This is a genomic window from Flammeovirgaceae bacterium SG7u.111 (genome assembly GCA_034044135.1).
GTDB lineage: Bacteria > Bacteroidota > Bacteroidia > Cytophagales > Flammeovirgaceae.
This window is the reverse complement of record CP139021.1, coordinates 5,264,055-5,279,310: the sequence shown is the minus strand read 5'-3', so window position 1 is coordinate 5,279,310 and position 15,256 is coordinate 5,264,055. Positions and strand designations below refer to the sequence as shown.

Sequence of the window (15,256 nt, the reverse complement as noted above, 5' to 3'; positions counted from 1 at the left end):
AACTTTGCCAACACTAACAAAACTTTTTTTCATCCATCAATTTAATCTAGCCCAATCATGATTTTCGACTTTCATGCACACCCTTCTTTCAAACCTTTCAACTCGAGGTGTATTCATCATTTAAGCGACCAGCCTTTGCCCGATCCCGAATTGTGGAAAGAGCGTTTCCGGCCCAAAGGAAGTACCCACATTTTGCCCCGTATGTTGGAAAAAGAAGTGAATTATACTTCACAAATCCACCTCAACTCTATGGCTCAGGGGAGAATCAAAGGCATGTGCGTGAGTATTTATCCGCTGGAGCGAGTGTTTACTATAGCATTGGAAGGGTATAAGAATTCGCCACTAGAAAAAATCCTCAATATCATTCCTGGAAATGAGATAGTAGAAGAAGAGCTGAAGGAAGGTTTTTTCAAAATGGTAGCGACTTTGACGGGCTACGATGCCGATGTGATAGATAGGGTAAATAGAGGAGAGAAGAGCAAAGGAACCGAATACCATTATTTCAATCAAGCGAAGCTGGAGCGAGATTACTTGATCTCCCATCAAAATAAGCTTCCTGATTATGGGCTAACTGCTTATGAAATAGCTAACAATTACGAGGAGTACAAAAAGATAATAGATGATGATAAAATAGCATTTTTGCTCTCTGCCGAGGGGATGAACATGTTTTTGGATGAGAGTACAAATTTTGAGAAACATCTTGCTGCAGAAAAAGCAGGAGATACGGCTGAGCTGAGGAAGATTTACACCGAAAATGTAACAGAATTTAAAACGTATGCGTATCCGCCATTTGTGCTTACATTTGCCCACCATCAGTACAATTTCCTTTCAGGGCATGCTCCCAGTTTTGTGGGCATAGCCGATACTTTTTTTGACCAAAGCGGCTCGGCAAAGGGGCTAGATGGAAAAGAAGTGAGCTACTTCGATTTGGGCTTTACGCCATTGGGCTTCGATATATTGGAGTTATTGCTCAATAGGAAGGTAGGCAGGAGGGTATTGATAGATACCAAGCATTTGAGCGCAAAAGCCCGGCTTGAATACCATAAGTATGTGAAGGAGCAACGAGAACAGGGAGATTTTATCCCAATAGTGCAAACTCATACGGCAGTGAGCGGAAGGGCTTCCATGGCTGACGGTATTGGGGAAAACCCAAAGAAATTAGCTAAAACAGATAAAAAGAGTGAGTTTTTCACCATATCTATCAACTTGTTTGATGATGAGATAGTGGATATTGTAGAATCGGACGGGCTGATGGGGATTATGCTGGACGAAAAGCGGACTATGGGCAAAAGGCTTCCCAAACAAACGTTGACTTTGGCGCAAGAGCTTGAGGCTAGGCCTGTTGCCCCTAAGTTTCAAGAGTTACAAAATGACCCGCAAAAGAAGTTTGAGTATAACAAAGGGGAATTTAAGCAAAGCCTTTCCAAGCTAGTGAAGCTTAAATGCGAGCTTGCACTAGAAAAGAAAGAAGAGTCGCCAAGCCAGAGAAAAATTCGTCGATTGAAAAACAAAATAGACAGGTTTGAAGGAAAGGTCAATTACCTTCGTATGCGTTTGGAACATTGTTTCCTGTCGCTTTTTATGAACCAAGTCTTGTACATTGTGAAAACAGTGGAGAATTCGGATAAGGAAGGGCTGAAAGGAGGCAAAGCATGGGATCACATTTGTATAGGCTCGGACTACGAAGGGGTGATCAACCCATTGGATGTTTTCTATTATGCCCATGACCTCCAAGGGCTGGAAAATAAGTTGGAGATATTCTGGTATAAAGCCATTAGACTTAGTGAAAAATACCCTGAATTTCAGATGTATAAAGATTATCTTTTTGGCAAGAAGCCAAGCTATTACATCAAAAAAATGCTTTGGGATAATTCAGAGATGTTCCTTAAAAAATACTTTACTGAGGAGTATTTGAAAAATGGGAATGGTGGGATAGAGTCAACAAAACCCAGTCTTGTTTCTTAAACAAATAACCCCGAATGGCACTAGGCTATCCGGGGTTATTTATAATGTCAACATTTCGAATAGACTTATTTCACTTCAAAATCCAACATTTTTTTATCTTGGATAAAGCCTTCAAGTCTGTCTCCAATTTTTACAGGACCAACACCTTTGGGAGTGCCGGTAAAGATCAAATCGCCTTGTTTCAGCGTGATAAACTGAGAAATGTATGAAATGATCTCGGCGAAGTTAAAGAGCATTTTGTCAGTATTCCCTTCTTGACGAGTCTCCCCGTTCACCTTTAGGCTAAAGTCGATATCTGAAAGATCTTCAAACTCACTTTTTGGTATAAACTCCGAGATAGGGGCAGAGCCATTGAAGCCCTTGGCAAGTGTCCATGGTAAGCCCTTCGACTTGGCTTTTGACTGCAAGTCCCTCGCCGTAAAATCGATCCCCAATCCAATCTCTTGGTAATAGTTATGTGCATACCTACTTTCTATACTTTTACCCTCTTTCGAGATTTTCAGAACAATCTCTATTTCATGGTGAATGTCCTTGGTATACTCAGGGTGGTAAAAGGGATCGTTGTTTTTGAGAAGAGCTGTGTCTGGCATCGAAAAGATGACAGGTTCGTCAGGTTTCTCGTTTTTCAATTCTTCTATATGGGCTGCATAATTGCGGCCTATTGCTAATATTTTCATCCTTGTTTTGCTGGTAAGTTTAATGATGTAAAACAGTATGCTATCAAATATAATTCCTTTTTAGAAAAGCTGCTATTTTGTCATAAATATCTAATTTTTTATCCTCATAACTTAATATTACATGTAAATTTATGCCATAACCAACATGCAAAATATTATCCTTATGGAACCCACTCCAAATAGCCGAACTTCCAAAACTTTTGAGGTAATGGCGCCTATGAATGTCAAGCTCTACAACAAAAACAAGCTCTTGGCAAAAGAAGATTGGTCGCAGTTTGACCGATGGCTCAAAGAGCTAAAAAACATAGGGATAGATGCTATTTCAGTATCTATTTTTTGGGGGATGGTAGAAAGCGAGGGCGATGCGCTTTTCGAAGATAAAGAAGGGGAGATTTTATTCGATTGGGCGTATTTTGACCGGGTTCTTGAACTTATCTTAAAAAATAAACTTAATTGGTCACCTTCCTTTTCCCTCCACATGGCTGGTGATCTTGCCGAAAACTACCTGCAACATATTCCAGATTGGATTTGGGGGAAATTATTGCTTGAAAATGACAAGATAAAAAAGATCAGTGACCTGAAATATGTGAGCGAGACGGGTGAAAAATCTTTTGAATACCTCTCGCTTTGGGCAGATGATTATGTGCTGCCGTATTACGAAGATTTTTTCAAGGCATTTTTGAAACACTACGAGGACTATGCCGAATACACCGCAAAGCTAATGTTGAGCATGGGCCCTAGCGGTGAGCTTCGTTACCCCTCCTTTAATTTACACGACTGGGGAGGCTACCCAAATAGAGGCACGTTGCAGTGTTATTCAAAACCTGCAAAAGATGATTTTATGAAATTTCTCCTAAAAAAATATATAGACCTCAAAGGGATAAACCATGCTTGGGGAACGGCTTTTGCCGAACTAAAGGAAGTAGGGCCGCCTACGGCTGAAAACGATATTTTCCAAGGAAAAAAATACATCACCACGCCTTATGGCAGAGATGTGAGCGAGTGGTACAACCAAGCTTTGCTCCAGCACGGCAATAGGATGTTAAGAAGTCTCGATAATATGACCAAAGGAACAGCATTTGAAGAGACAAAACTTGGCTTTCGGCTGTCGGGGGTGCACTGGAACATTAGCAATCCAGATATGCCGAGGGTTTCTGAAGTTACTTCGGGTATAATCAAATCGCATGAAAACATGGATTATACCGATCATGGCGAGTACAAGGAGTCCCTTGCCCAAATAGTGGACGAAGACTTGAGGAAAAAGACGGTGTTGCATTTTACTTGTGTAGAAAAGGTAAATAAAGATGAAAAGGGCTACTCCCGAGCCGAGGATCTTACCCGTTGGCTAGGTGATGCGGCCAATGATTTGGGTATAGAAATCATTGCCGAAAATGCGATGTATGGAGGATTGTATTCCCACCAAGGCTGGGATCAGCTGGAAAAAGCGCTTCATAGGAATAAGCCGTATAACGGGCTGAATATTCGAAGTATCAGGCACATTTTGCAAGGGAATGAACTTGGCTATTTTCGCCTAAAAAACTTACTATTGGCGGGAAAAAGCGAAGCTCCGAAGCCAATTCTCCAAAAGAAAACTTTCCGAGTAATGGGACCTTTGCACGTAAAGGTGAGCAACGATAGCCAACTGCTGGAAGAAGTAGATTGGTTCGATTTTGACGCTCATCTCAAGGCAATTAAAAAAATAGGGGTGACGGCGGTGACCATAGATGTATGGTGGGGAATTGTTGCCCGGGAAGGTGAGGGCTTGTACGATTGGTCGTATTACGATAAAGTGGTGCGAATGATCCGTTCCAATGGATTGAACTGGGGACCGATCATGTCCTTCCATCAAGCGGGGGGAAATGTGAATGATGATTACAACCAGATGATTCCCGTTTGGCTGTGGGGAAAGCTTATGGCTTTTAATAAGATTAACAAAATCAGTGATTTACAATATGTAAGCGAAACGGGAGATGCCAGTATCGAATACGTTTCCCTCTGGGCTGATGAGTTTATATTGCCGCATTATGTGGCTTTTATGGAAGCGTTCAAAAAGCATTATGCAGATTATGCTTCTGTCACGGAGGAGGTAAATATTAGCCTTGGTCCTGCGGGCGAGTTGCGCTACCCATCTTTCAACGGACACGACTGGGGCAGTTACCCAAACCGAGGGACTTTGCAATGCTATTCCGACTTGGCAAAGGCTGATTTGCGAGAGTTTGTGAAGGAGCGCTATGGCACGCTGGAGAAAATAAACAAGGCTTGGGGGACAGATTACGAGGATTTTGGAGAGATTAATCCGCCCGATAATCAGAAAAATGACATTTTTTCAGGTAAAGGCTATTTCCAGGCCGAATATGGTTTGGATGTGATGGAATGGTACCACAACTCGCTCATGATGCATGGCAGGCGGGTGATGAAAGCGGCGTATAAAGTGTTTAGTGAGGGGGCTTTTGCCAATGTGGAACTGGGCTTCAAAATACCGGGCGTACATTGGAAAATTAGCGATCCGAATATGCCTAGGGTAGCCGAGGTAACAGCCGGGCTGATTTGTCCGCACCAAGATTTAAATATGAGCGACCAAGGCGAATATGTGGCAATGCTTAAAAAGATATTGAACCACGATCTCCAATCGAAGCTTACTTTGCATTTTACCTGCCTCGAAAAGTTCAACAGGGACTACGAGGGCTACTCCCGTGCCGAGGACTTGGTGAACTGGATGGCAGATGCCTGCCATGAGGTGGGGCTAGATGTAAAAGGAGAAAATGCCACGGCTTGGGAAATTAGCTCTAAAGAGGCGTGGGATCAGATGGAAAAAGCGCTCACGCGAGAACATCCTTACTCTGGGCTTACCATCTTGCGGATGCAGAATTTGGTAGAAGGTAACGATTTTGCCCTCAATTGCTTCAGGCTTCTTATCCAAAAAATAAACAATTTGCCTGTATGAGAATGAGCTAACAGACTGTCGAGGGCTTTACCAAGGGCCCCGATGACTTTTATTCATGCCCTTGTCTCAAACTCTTTCTTTTATCCATCCTTCAAAATCCAAATAATCGAGTATATCGTTTTTTTGCTCGATAGAATACCCCTCAAAAAGTTCTGTTTGAAGTTTACGAAATAGTTGGGGGTAATCGCTTTTGGGAGAAGTGCTAATTTTTGAAAAAAAGCTGAGCAAGCGCTTTTCAAACGCTTCCATTTTCCGCTTTTTCTGCAAGTACCGTCGGGTAGAAGCCACGGCGTATTTCAGCACCATAATGTTCCCCAATTCGAAATGGATAATGAGGTTGAGCATCCTACCGTAGGTCTGGATGTCTTGCCGCATATTTTCAAACGTGTTGTAGATAAGCTCGTTGAGGCATTTCAATGCTTCGGAATGCAAGCCTTTTTTGAAGTGCAAGTAGGCAAACTGATAGTAGATAAGCAATTTGTAATCGACCGCCACATGCCGATCGTTTTTTTTGATGAATGCGGTGGCAGGTTCAAAAAGTGCCAAGCCCTTGTCGTATTCGCCCAAATCTCGGTAAAGCTCCAGCTCTATATTGTACGTATGCAACATGGCTTTGATGGAAAAAGAATTTTTATCTTTCTCGGAGAGCAGCCTGATTTTTTCAATGTGTTGGGGCAAGTCATCCGTTTGTTTCAGCTGGATGCCTATCCCTATCAAATTGTTGAGCGCGGTGATGTACGACCGAGGATCTTCTTGGATACGTTTTGGGTGTTTTTCCAATAATTCTACCAAGAGGTTAGCTGTCCTAAAAGCTTCTGCAAAATTCCTGTTTATAAACGACGAACTTTGTTTTGCATAATAAAAAAGTGTTTTTGCCTGTAGCGATTGGGCTTGTTCTTCAGCGTGAAGCAATTCGTCGTCCACTGCGCTTCTGCTTTCTTTGCTAGGGGGAAATGCCTCGATAATGAGCTGCCAATATTGGTACAAATTTTCTTGTCGAGCAATACATTTCCTCACTTCTTCAAATACTTTTTGCAACTCTTTTTTTGCCTTTACCGGTCCTTGTTTCGAAAGTAAAAACTGCCGTTTCCAAGCCAAAAGGGCAAGCAAATGGTGGTCTTTTTCATACGTTCGGGCAAGCTTCAAGCCCCGTTCTATTTCCAGTTGGCAATGGTCGAAAAGGTCTTTCTTGAAAAGGATTTCAATGTCTTGGAGCAATTGGATCAGCTCTGTTTCCTTATTGCTTTGGTGGTGGAAATTTCGCAGGCTGCGCATCACCAGCTTGTGCAAATAGATTTTGGTGACGTGCAATTGGTTCAAAAATTTTTCCCCAGCAAAAAAAGCTTTTACCGATTCATTAGTTGGGTTTTCAGCTTTATCTATAAAATCAAAAAGGCGGATAGGGTTCTTGTTCCCCGAGCCCGAGGCGGCAACTATTTTGAAATACCTTTTCTCCGAAGGGCTAAGCGATTTTATCAAAAAATATAAGTTGCCTTTTTTCTTCATCCAACAAGTTGTTAATAGCCAAAATATCTGAAAAGATAAATTGAATACACCTTTTAAGCAAATTAGGATACTACGTTTTTATGATTTTTAACTAGCGAAGACCTTTCCTTTCCTATACTTTTGAACCGTTCAATAAACCTATATTAATTTATGAGTTCAGAAAGCTATTTGTACAAATACCGGCTGAGGCATCCTTTTCTTCACCAGCTTGTGCACAGGGTGAACTGGAACATAAACCTTAAAACACATTTTAACCCTAAAACTGATTCAATTATGGCAAATGCGATTAACTGGTTCGAAATCCCTGCAACAAACTTTTCAAGAGCTGTCGAGTTTTATGCTAAGGTACTTGGAGGGGAGCTCCACAAACAAGAGATAGGCGGAATAGAAATGGGCTTTTTGCCCATGGACGGTGAAGGCGTAGGCGGTGCTGTATGTTCCGGAGATGATTACAAGCCCTCTGCCGAAGGGGCAATGATTTACCTAAATGGCGGGAGTGATTTGTCTGAGCCACTGAGCAAGGTGGAAAGTGCTGGAGGTAAAGTGGTGATGCCCAAAACTAAGATTTCCGACGAAATTGGCTACATGGCTATTTTCCTCGACACCGAGGGAAACAAGTTGGCGTTCCATTCGGCTGGCTAAGGAGTTATTTGGACACAAGATGCAGAAGCCAGACGGGAGTCTGGTTTCTTTTTATCCGAATGTGTTTTGTTGATTTTCAAGAGGTTAATACCGAAGGAATTGCACAATAGTCCGTTGCTCGTGATAAAAATCTCACTAGACGGGGCTTTATTAAGATTGACTTTTTAAGCGACATAATTATCATGTCTAATAGTAGCCTGTAACCCATCTGCAACATTGCAAACTGTCCCGTCTGGAGATTTTATTAGATGCAAAAGAACCTCGTAGAGGTTCCATTATTGTAGATTTGGTGAAGCAGATGAAAACAACGCCGTAGGTGTTGCAGAATTTGTGTGAAATGTAGGATTCTGCAACCCCTCACGGGGTTGATAGAATGTTTATGCTAATTACTACAATTGTGAAACTCCTACAGGGTTTTTTCTCTAAACATCTTTACAAAAATGACGGTTAGTCAATCTTAATAAAGCCCCGTTTAGTGAGTTTTCATTAACAGCTGTGGGTTTCCTGCTGCTTTAGCGGTATGAGTCTTTAGAACAACGTCAAACAAATTGGGTTGTAGTTTAAGTTGCGATAAACTTCATGCGTGGTTAACTTTATTATTTGTAATGTTTTCAACGCTCTTAATTCCCTCGCTAGTAGGCCTATCGAAAAAACTAAAAAAATAGCTATAAAACATGTCGTACTTCTCTCAAGAATTCATTGATTTTTTTGCGGGCTTGGAAGCCAATAACCGGAAAGAATGGTTTGATGAAAACCGCAAAACATATGAAAAACAGGTAAAAGAGCCTTTCAAAGCATTTGTCCAAAAGCTGATAGATGCAGTGAGCGAACGTGAGCCAGAGATTGCCTTGCTGCCCAAAGATGCAATTTTCAGGATCAACCGAGATATCCGTTTTTCCAAAGACAAAACCCCTTACAAAGTTCATGCTTCTTGCGCCATAGCCAAGGGTGGGAAAAAGGCGATGTCCCCAGGGTATTACCTCCAATTCAACCACAAGACTGTTTGGCTGGGCGGTGGACTTTATAACCTCGACAAAGATGCGCTCAAAAGGGTGCGATCAGAAATCATGTACGAAACCGAAGAGTTTACCCAGCTGGTGGAAAGTGCCGAGTTCAAGAAATACTTTGGAGAGCTAAAGGGTGAGAAAAACAAGGTATTGCCAGCTGAGTTCAAAGAGATGAAAGAAGAAGTTCCGCTCATAGCCAACAAGCAATTTTATTTTATGACCGAGCTGGATGCCGGACTGATTACCAGCGACAAGTTGATGGAAACGGTGTTGGAATATTTTGGGGAGGGCTACAAAGTCAACCAGTTTTTGAAACGAGCAGTGGAAATTGGTGAGGATTGATTTAGTACGTTAACTATGTTTAATTACACTCATTTGTCCAGTTTGTTAGGCATGGCTGACGGTTGCTAGTTTCTAGTTGCTCGTTACTAACCATTCGCCACTACGACTATGTTGTTTTAATAAATTAATATATTGTTTTTCAATTAGTTAAAGAGTTGCTGGTTTACTTTCTATTTCTTTTGTAAAGGAAAAATATTTCTCTCTTTTTATTTAAAACTAGCAACCGCAGCGGCGGATCGCCAGTAACGGGTAACTAGCAACAATCAGCGATAGTAATAAATTAACAAAAGGCTTTTTATTGGTGAAACCTCACTTTACAATGTATTTAGACTGACATGCCTAAAAAACGATTACACCTTTTCGAAGTAGAAGATTTTCCTTGGTATCCAAATTTCATTCGGGAAGGGCAGACGGATTACCTCCGCTTTCTTACCCAGTTGTTCAACGTGTTCCAAGCCATAGTTCCGCTGGTGCGGGAGGTGATGGAAAAGACTGGGCAGCAGGAAATAGTGGATATGTGCTCGGGAGGAGGAGGCTCCATGTTGCTTTTGCGGAAGCAACTCAAAGAGGCAACTGGGAAGCCTTTCAAGGCAACACTGACCGATCTGTACCCCAATATTTCTGCTTACGAGTACATCAAAAAAGAGTCTGCTGGGGAGATTGGTTACTTGCCCCAATCGGTAGATGCGGTGCAAGGACCTGAGATTGAGACAGGTTTTTTTACCATTTTCAATGGGTTTCATCATTTTGAGCCAGCGCAGGCGAAGGCTATCCTCCAAAAGGCAGTGGACAGGAAAATGCCTATCGGAATTTTCGAGCCTATCGACCGCTCTGCGTGGCAGATCATCGCCAATATTTTTGCCCTCACAGTGCTGATGTTGCTCACTACGCCGTTCATTAGGCCCTTTCGCTGGCAGCGCTTGGTGTTCACCTACCTCATTCCCCTCATCCCGCTCTGCACCCTTTGGGATGGCATCGTGTCCGTGCTGCGGCTCTACGACCCCGAAATGATGCAGCAGTTGATTTCCGAGTTGCCTGAAAACGATTTCCATTGGGAAACGGGCAAGGCATCACACCCTTTCGGAAAGGTTATTTATTTGATTGGGTATCCGAAAGAGTTTTTGTAGGCATTTTGATTGTATGCACAAGAAAAGCATTTTTTGGGAAAATAAAAACCGTTGCAACTCAAGGCTGAGCGACAACGGTTGGTGATTGTTGTGGTTAATTTCTTTGGACTTACCTCACTATTTGGTAGCCTAATCTTGCCCATGCCTTTATTCCTCCTTTCAGGTCATAGACTTCTTTGAAGCCCATTTCATGGAAAATACTCATGGATTGGTTGCTTCTTCCGCCCACAGCACAGTAAATGAATACGGGCTTATCTTTATCAAGCATCTTAAGGTTTTCCCTAAAGTCGGGCTGGGTGTAGTCGATCACCTCGCAGTTTTTGAGCGTGCCTTGGGCTACTTCGCCAGGGGTGCGCAAGTCCACCAGTTGGGCGTCGGGCGTGCTGTGCAGCTTTTTGGCGAACGATTCTGCATCTAGTGCCTTAAAAACCCGTTCATCGGAGATGTTTTGGGCAGTACTTTCACAGGCGGCAAATACTAGTAGCGCCAACGAAAGGCTTAGTAGCGTTTGTGTAATTTTCATTCTGTTATTCAATTGGTTGATGTTCGTAATTTATGGTTATGATTGCTCTCTACTGAAAGTTACACTCGCAGTTTTCTAGGCAATTGATGACCTTGAGAACGTCTTTTTCCTTTAGTTGGTAATATACATTTTTCCCTTCCCTTTTTCCAGTTATTATTCCGTTCATCTTCATGATGTTGAGGTGATGGGAAGTGAGCGATTGCTCTGTTTGCAGTTGCTCGCAAATCTCGTTTACCGAAAGCTTTTCATTCCTCCCAAGCAGATCTACTACACTTAGCCTTAGCGGGTGAGCGACTGTTTTCAAGATAAAAGCGACTTTTTCTATGTGTTCCGAATGCGGGTCAACTATGGTTTCTTCTTTCATAACTTCAAACATATGAATATATATACATGTATAGAAGTGTTTTTATAAGGTAAATAGTTCAGAGAGAGGAGGAAGTTTATATACGTGTATAGGGTTTGTATGTGTATTTTAGTTGGGGAGTTGTTATATTAGAAATATGAATTAAGAAAATGTAGGAAATCGTAAAAACACACACCTTATTTATGTCAAATAGACCTAATTATCTTTCTGAAGACTTCCCTAAACCGTTATCCATTGATGTTGGCTCTAAACATACCTTTCGAAATTATAAAAAAATCATTGAATGGAGTAAAAATGAATTGGCTTTTTACGAAAAACTGGGTAATCCAAATAATATGGACAACGTTTTTAATGCTTATATAATTAAAGCTATTGAAGATGAACTTAAGCATGTTGGAAATAATAGAACAGATTTTTTCGAACAGTTAAAAAAACGTATTGAAATAAATTTTAAAACTTATGGTTTGATTTCGTCAAAAAGCAAAGCAGGGAAATGGTTATTAAAACAACATAAATCAAAACCTTCTTTAACAATAGGATCTTTTAATTACTTTTCAAGTAAGGTCAAAGGAAAAGAAAATGACCAAATATTTCAGAGAAGTGGAGAATTTGCTGCTTTTCTCTTTGATGCAGGTGCTGTACCTAATTTTGACATGGAGGAAGAAGTATATAAAGACTTTTACTCTAGTATATTAAAAGAAAAAGATGAGATTCTGAGTGAACTTTTAGAGATAAAAGAAGAAAATAAAAGTTTAAATCAAATAATTCAAAATCAAAACAAGGATTGGGAAAAGAGTTTTACTGATCAGAAAGCGGAAGTTGCCAAAAAATTTGATGATGAATACATGCGCCATCAAACTAAAATGAATGAAGCTGAAGAGTTTTATGAAAAAAAACTAGCAGTTAAAAATGCAGTTACATATTGGTCAAAAAAAGCATCGGGACATAAAATCAACTCCATTATTTTTGGCTCTATTTCAGGAGTTTTAATGATAACAGCTATTGTTATTATGTTTCATATTGGGAAATATTTAGTTGGACTAGATTTATCCGATAAGAATGGAATTGGACGAAAATTATTAACAGAAACAGGAGCGCTTCAATTATGGGTTTATGGTTTTTTTGTTATTTCTATGACTCTCTTTATTTGGATTGTTAGACTTTTAGTGAAAGTGTTTTTAAGTAATCTACATTTATTATCAGATGCAAAAGAACGAGAAACTATGATTCAAACATATTTAGCATTTGAAAGAGAAGAAAATACTTTGAAAGACACTGATAGAGACTTAATTCTACCTGCAATTTTTCGAGTTTCTTCTAATGGAATTATAAAAGATGATTCCCAACCGAATACACCATTAAATGTAATCACTAAAAAATTTACCCAATAGTTACTAAACTCCAAAGTGTTTCATGTTTATCCTCGATGGCCTGTCTCTCACAGCCTAACCACCTCAAAAAGTGGTTCGCGGTATAATTAATAATGAGCAGAAGCAGTTGTTTCATCAAGTTATTATACCATTTGTCACACTATCTCGCCCAAGGTGGGTGAATTGGTTGGGCAAGTCAAATTTTATCTTTATTATTCCAGCCAAATAACACTCCTTACCTTTAGCAGACACCTTATCATTCTTCCTTTAGCAAAGGTTATGTTTGGCAAATCAAGAATAATTACGTGTAATCTTAAATACGGTCAATATGCTGGAACTTCTGTTTAAAACCTCTTTCAGAAACTTGCTGAAAAACAAAATGCTCACCACTATCAATGTGTTGGGGCTTTCGATAGGCATCACCTGTGCACTGATCATCTACCTGATTATCAGTCATGAAAACAATTTTGATAAATACCATTCAAAAATTGATAACATTTACCATCTCTATACAGAGATGCATTTTGGAGAAAACCAGAGTTTTAACCAAGGAGTACCCTATCCAGTGCACGAGGCTATTGAGGAAGAGCTGCCAGAGGTAAAAATACTCGGGGAACTACTGACGGCAGGAGGCGCAACTGTTCAGCTTAACAAAGAAAAAGAAGCTATAGAACTAGGTAAATTAGCTGGGGTTGATACCAGTTATTTTAAAATATTTGATTGGGAATGGATAGCAGGAAATCCTGAATTATCGCTGGCTAATAAAGAATCGGTCATCCTTACGGAAAAGACAGCCTTGAAATTTTTCGGGACGTTGGATGTGGTAGGCAAAGATTTTCAATTAAATAAGGAGCATTCGGTAACGGTGACCGGATTACTTAAAAACCCACCTGCTCCCAGCAATTTTGAGTTTGGTGCTTTTGTGCCTATTGCACTGATTGATGGAAGTTCAAGAGAAAATGCACATTGGAGCAATGTAGCAAGTAGCTACCAGAATTATATAGTGGTAGCTGGTGAAGGTGAGGAGCTTCAGGCAAGTGTAAATGAACTGGAGCAGAAGATTTATGATTTGTACCAAAGTAAAAAGCCTAATAAAGACTTGAGTTGGGAGATAAAAATGCAGCCGCTGAAAGCAATGCATTTTAACCCAGTAATGTATCCCAATACGGGTCGAAGTGCAAGTTTAGATGTACTTTGGGCACTTTTTGCGATAGCCGTAGTGCTGATCCTTTCGGTATGTATCAATTATATCAATTTGTCAACTGCATTTGCCACGCTGCGTTCCTCGGAAATAGGAGTGAGAAAAGTGTTGGGCAGTAGCAAAAGGCTGCTCGTGTTCCAGTTCTTAAGCGAAACATTTGTACTGATTAGCTTAGCTTTGGTGATTTCTTTCTGCCTAACGGAGCTAATGCTCAGCAATATGCATTTCTTCATCGACTGGGGAATTGACCAGAACTTGTTCAGGAATGCTTTAAAAACAGATTGGCTACTTTATCTTTTTATCCCAGCCCTTATACTGCTATTGACGCTGCTTTCTGGTATTTATCCTGCAATTTTAGCTTCCTCATTTAACCCAATTGATGCAATTAAAAACAAAATTAGCGCAAAAGGAACGAGAGGTTTTTCTATGCGAAGAGCTCTGGTTTTGTTGCAATTTGGTCTTTGCCAAATATTCATTTTCGGAACCATTGTAGTAATGCAACAATTGGAATTTGCCCGCACAAACGACCTTGGTTTCGATCGTGATCATATTGTCAATGTTCATCTCCCATGGGAAGAACAAGACAAAAGAGACGTTTTGCAAAACGAATGGGGAAATATAAGTGGCATTTCTGATATTAGTTTTTCTTCCCAAGCTCCTATGATGAATGGCTGGAGCGCGACCACCATTACATTGGAAAACGATAGCACCAGTGAAGAAAAGCAAACAAACTTGATAGAAGCTGACCCAAACTATTTTGGTCTTTATAAATTTAATTTTCTGGCTGGCAAACCCTACCATGAAAGCGATTCGCTGGAAGAAATCATTGTCAACCAACAGTTTTTATCCTTGATGGGGCTTGAAGATCCTTATGAGGCAATAGGTAAACAGGTGTTTTATGATGAAGATTATCCTTTAACTATAACTGGAGTAGTTTCCGATTTCCACCTCAACTCTTTTAAAGAAGAGATAAAACCTTTGATGATGGGGATGGACAAGAATAGTTTGTATGTAGCCAATATCAAAGTCAACCCCCTAACGCAGAAAGAAACACTTGCCGCTTTGGAAAGCAAGTGGAAAGAGGTATATCCAGATCAAACCTTTAACTATGGCTTTCTGGAAGATGATATTTATAAAATGTACAAAAACGAAGAGCAGACTTACCGCTTGTTCAACCTATTTGCCGGCATAGCCATATTTATAAGTTGCTTGGGGCTGTACGGTCTTATTTCGTTTATTAGCTTGCAAAGAACAAAAGAAATTGGCATCAGAAAAGTACTGGGTGCTTCGGTGAAGCAAATCGTATATCTCTTTTCCAAAGAATTCATCATTCTTGTGCTTACGGCACTTGTACTAGCAGGGCCAGCGGGTTATTACATCATGACGAACTGGTTGGAAGATTATGCCTACAAAATTGATTTAACTTGGGACATATTTGCGATTACCTTGGTAGTATCTATGCTCATTGCATTAGCTACCGTAAGCTACCAGTCCATCAGGTCAGCATTGCAAAACCCTGTGGATGCACTCCACGCCGATTGAGTATGGTAAGAAAGAGTGGGTCACCATAACATAGGAAAATAGTATC

The 15,256-nt window shown here is 40.5% G+C and carries 11 protein-coding genes; 7 read left to right on the top strand and 4 right to left on the bottom strand.

What is annotated here, in order from left to right:
- Positions 1-57: 57 nt before the first annotated feature.
- The gene (locus tag R9C00_20460; GenBank protein ID WPO34076.1) at positions 58-1,965 is read left to right on the top strand and encodes a hypothetical protein; all 1,908 of its coding nucleotides are present in this window, start codon (positions 58-60) and stop codon (positions 1,963-1,965) included.
- Between the two features lie 65 nt (positions 1,966-2,030).
- Here the strand turns inward: R9C00_20460 and R9C00_20455 are convergent, their stop codons facing one another.
- Positions 2,031-2,642 (bottom strand): fumarylacetoacetate hydrolase family protein, encoded by a 612-nt coding sequence (locus tag R9C00_20455; GenBank protein WPO34075.1) that lies wholly within the window; start codon positions 2,640-2,642, stop codon positions 2,031-2,033.
- Positions 2,643-2,805: 163 nt separating this feature from the next.
- Between R9C00_20455 and R9C00_20450 the strand changes: the two genes are divergently transcribed.
- Entirely contained in the window at positions 2,806-5,586 is a 2,781-nt protein-coding gene (locus tag R9C00_20450; protein WPO34074.1) for a family 14 glycosylhydrolase, read from the top strand.
- A 66-nt stretch (positions 5,587-5,652) separates the two neighbouring features.
- On the opposite strand, the gene R9C00_20445 is transcribed toward R9C00_20450, so the two are convergent.
- A complete protein-coding gene (locus R9C00_20445) occupies positions 5,653-7,092 on the bottom strand; it encodes a hypothetical protein (protein WPO34073.1) in 1,440 nt (479 codons plus the stop codon).
- Between the two features lie 150 nt (positions 7,093-7,242).
- On the opposite strand from R9C00_20445, the gene R9C00_20440 reads away from it, so the two are divergent.
- The 3 genes from R9C00_20440 to R9C00_20430 all read left to right on the top strand — a co-directional run bounded on the left by R9C00_20440 (position 7,243) and on the right by R9C00_20430 (position 10,210).
- Positions 7,243-7,734, top strand: a complete 492-nt coding sequence (locus R9C00_20440) for a VOC family protein (protein ID WPO34072.1) — start codon at positions 7,243-7,245, stop codon at positions 7,732-7,734.
- Between the two features lie 674 nt (positions 7,735-8,408).
- Positions 8,409-9,083 carry a DUF2461 domain-containing protein gene (locus R9C00_20435; GenBank protein WPO34071.1) on the top strand — a complete coding sequence of 225 codons (675 nt, stop codon included), beginning with the start codon at positions 8,409-8,411 and terminating at the stop codon, positions 9,081-9,083.
- A 335-nt stretch (positions 9,084-9,418) separates the two neighbouring features.
- A complete protein-coding gene (locus R9C00_20430) occupies positions 9,419-10,210 on the top strand; it encodes a class I SAM-dependent methyltransferase (protein WPO34070.1) in 792 nt (263 codons plus the stop codon).
- 109 nt (positions 10,211-10,319) lie between these two features.
- On the opposite strand, the gene R9C00_20425 is transcribed toward R9C00_20430, so the two are convergent.
- Together R9C00_20425 and R9C00_20420 are read right to left on the bottom strand one after the other, a co-directional pair.
- The gene (locus R9C00_20425; GenBank protein WPO34069.1) at positions 10,320-10,733 is read right to left on the bottom strand and encodes a rhodanese-like domain-containing protein; all 414 of its coding nucleotides are present in this window, start codon (positions 10,731-10,733) and stop codon (positions 10,320-10,322) included.
- 49 nt (positions 10,734-10,782) lie between these two features.
- A complete protein-coding gene (locus R9C00_20420) occupies positions 10,783-11,097 on the bottom strand; it encodes a metalloregulator ArsR/SmtB family transcription factor (GenBank protein ID WPO34068.1) in 315 nt (104 codons plus the stop codon).
- Positions 11,098-11,279: 182 nt separating this feature from the next.
- Between R9C00_20420 and R9C00_20415 the strand changes: the two genes are divergently transcribed.
- Both R9C00_20415 and R9C00_20410 read left to right on the top strand, forming a co-directional pair.
- Complete coding sequence (locus R9C00_20415) at positions 11,280-12,488, top strand: DUF6161 domain-containing protein (GenBank protein WPO34067.1); 1,209 nt, start codon at positions 11,280-11,282, stop codon at positions 12,486-12,488.
- Positions 12,489-12,795: 307 nt separating this feature from the next.
- The gene (locus tag R9C00_20410) at positions 12,796-15,210 is read left to right on the top strand and encodes an ABC transporter permease (GenBank protein ID WPO34066.1); all 2,415 of its coding nucleotides are present in this window, start codon (positions 12,796-12,798) and stop codon (positions 15,208-15,210) included.
- The last annotated feature ends 46 nt before the right edge of the window (positions 15,211-15,256 follow it).

What these genes read in the sequence shown, in the direction of transcription:
- R9C00_20420 (WPO34068.1), bottom strand. Translation starts at nt 11,097, where the DNA reads ATGAAAGAAGAAACCATAGTTGACCCGCATTCGGAACACATAGAAAAA.
- R9C00_20445 (WPO34073.1), bottom strand. Translation starts at nt 7,092, where the DNA reads ATGAAGAAAAAAGGCAACTTATATTTTTTGATAAAATCGCTTAGCCCT.
- R9C00_20450 (WPO34074.1), top strand. Translation starts at nt 2,806, where the DNA reads ATGGAACCCACTCCAAATAGCCGAACTTCCAAAACTTTTGAGGTAATG.
- R9C00_20435 (WPO34071.1), top strand. Translation starts at nt 8,409, where the DNA reads ATGTCGTACTTCTCTCAAGAATTCATTGATTTTTTTGCGGGCTTGGAA.
- R9C00_20410 (WPO34066.1), top strand. Translation starts at nt 12,796, where the DNA reads ATGCTGGAACTTCTGTTTAAAACCTCTTTCAGAAACTTGCTGAAAAAC.
- R9C00_20425 (WPO34069.1), bottom strand. Translation starts at nt 10,733, where the DNA reads ATGAAAATTACACAAACGCTACTAAGCCTTTCGTTGGCGCTACTAGTA.
- R9C00_20430 (WPO34070.1), top strand. Translation starts at nt 9,419, where the DNA reads ATGCCTAAAAAACGATTACACCTTTTCGAAGTAGAAGATTTTCCTTGG.
- R9C00_20455 (WPO34075.1), bottom strand. Translation starts at nt 2,642, where the DNA reads ATGAAAATATTAGCAATAGGCCGCAATTATGCAGCCCATATAGAAGAA.
- R9C00_20440 (WPO34072.1), top strand. Translation starts at nt 7,243, where the DNA reads ATGAGTTCAGAAAGCTATTTGTACAAATACCGGCTGAGGCATCCTTTT.
- R9C00_20415 (WPO34067.1), top strand. Translation starts at nt 11,280, where the DNA reads ATGTCAAATAGACCTAATTATCTTTCTGAAGACTTCCCTAAACCGTTA.
- R9C00_20460 (WPO34076.1), top strand. Translation starts at nt 58, where the DNA reads ATGATTTTCGACTTTCATGCACACCCTTCTTTCAAACCTTTCAACTCG.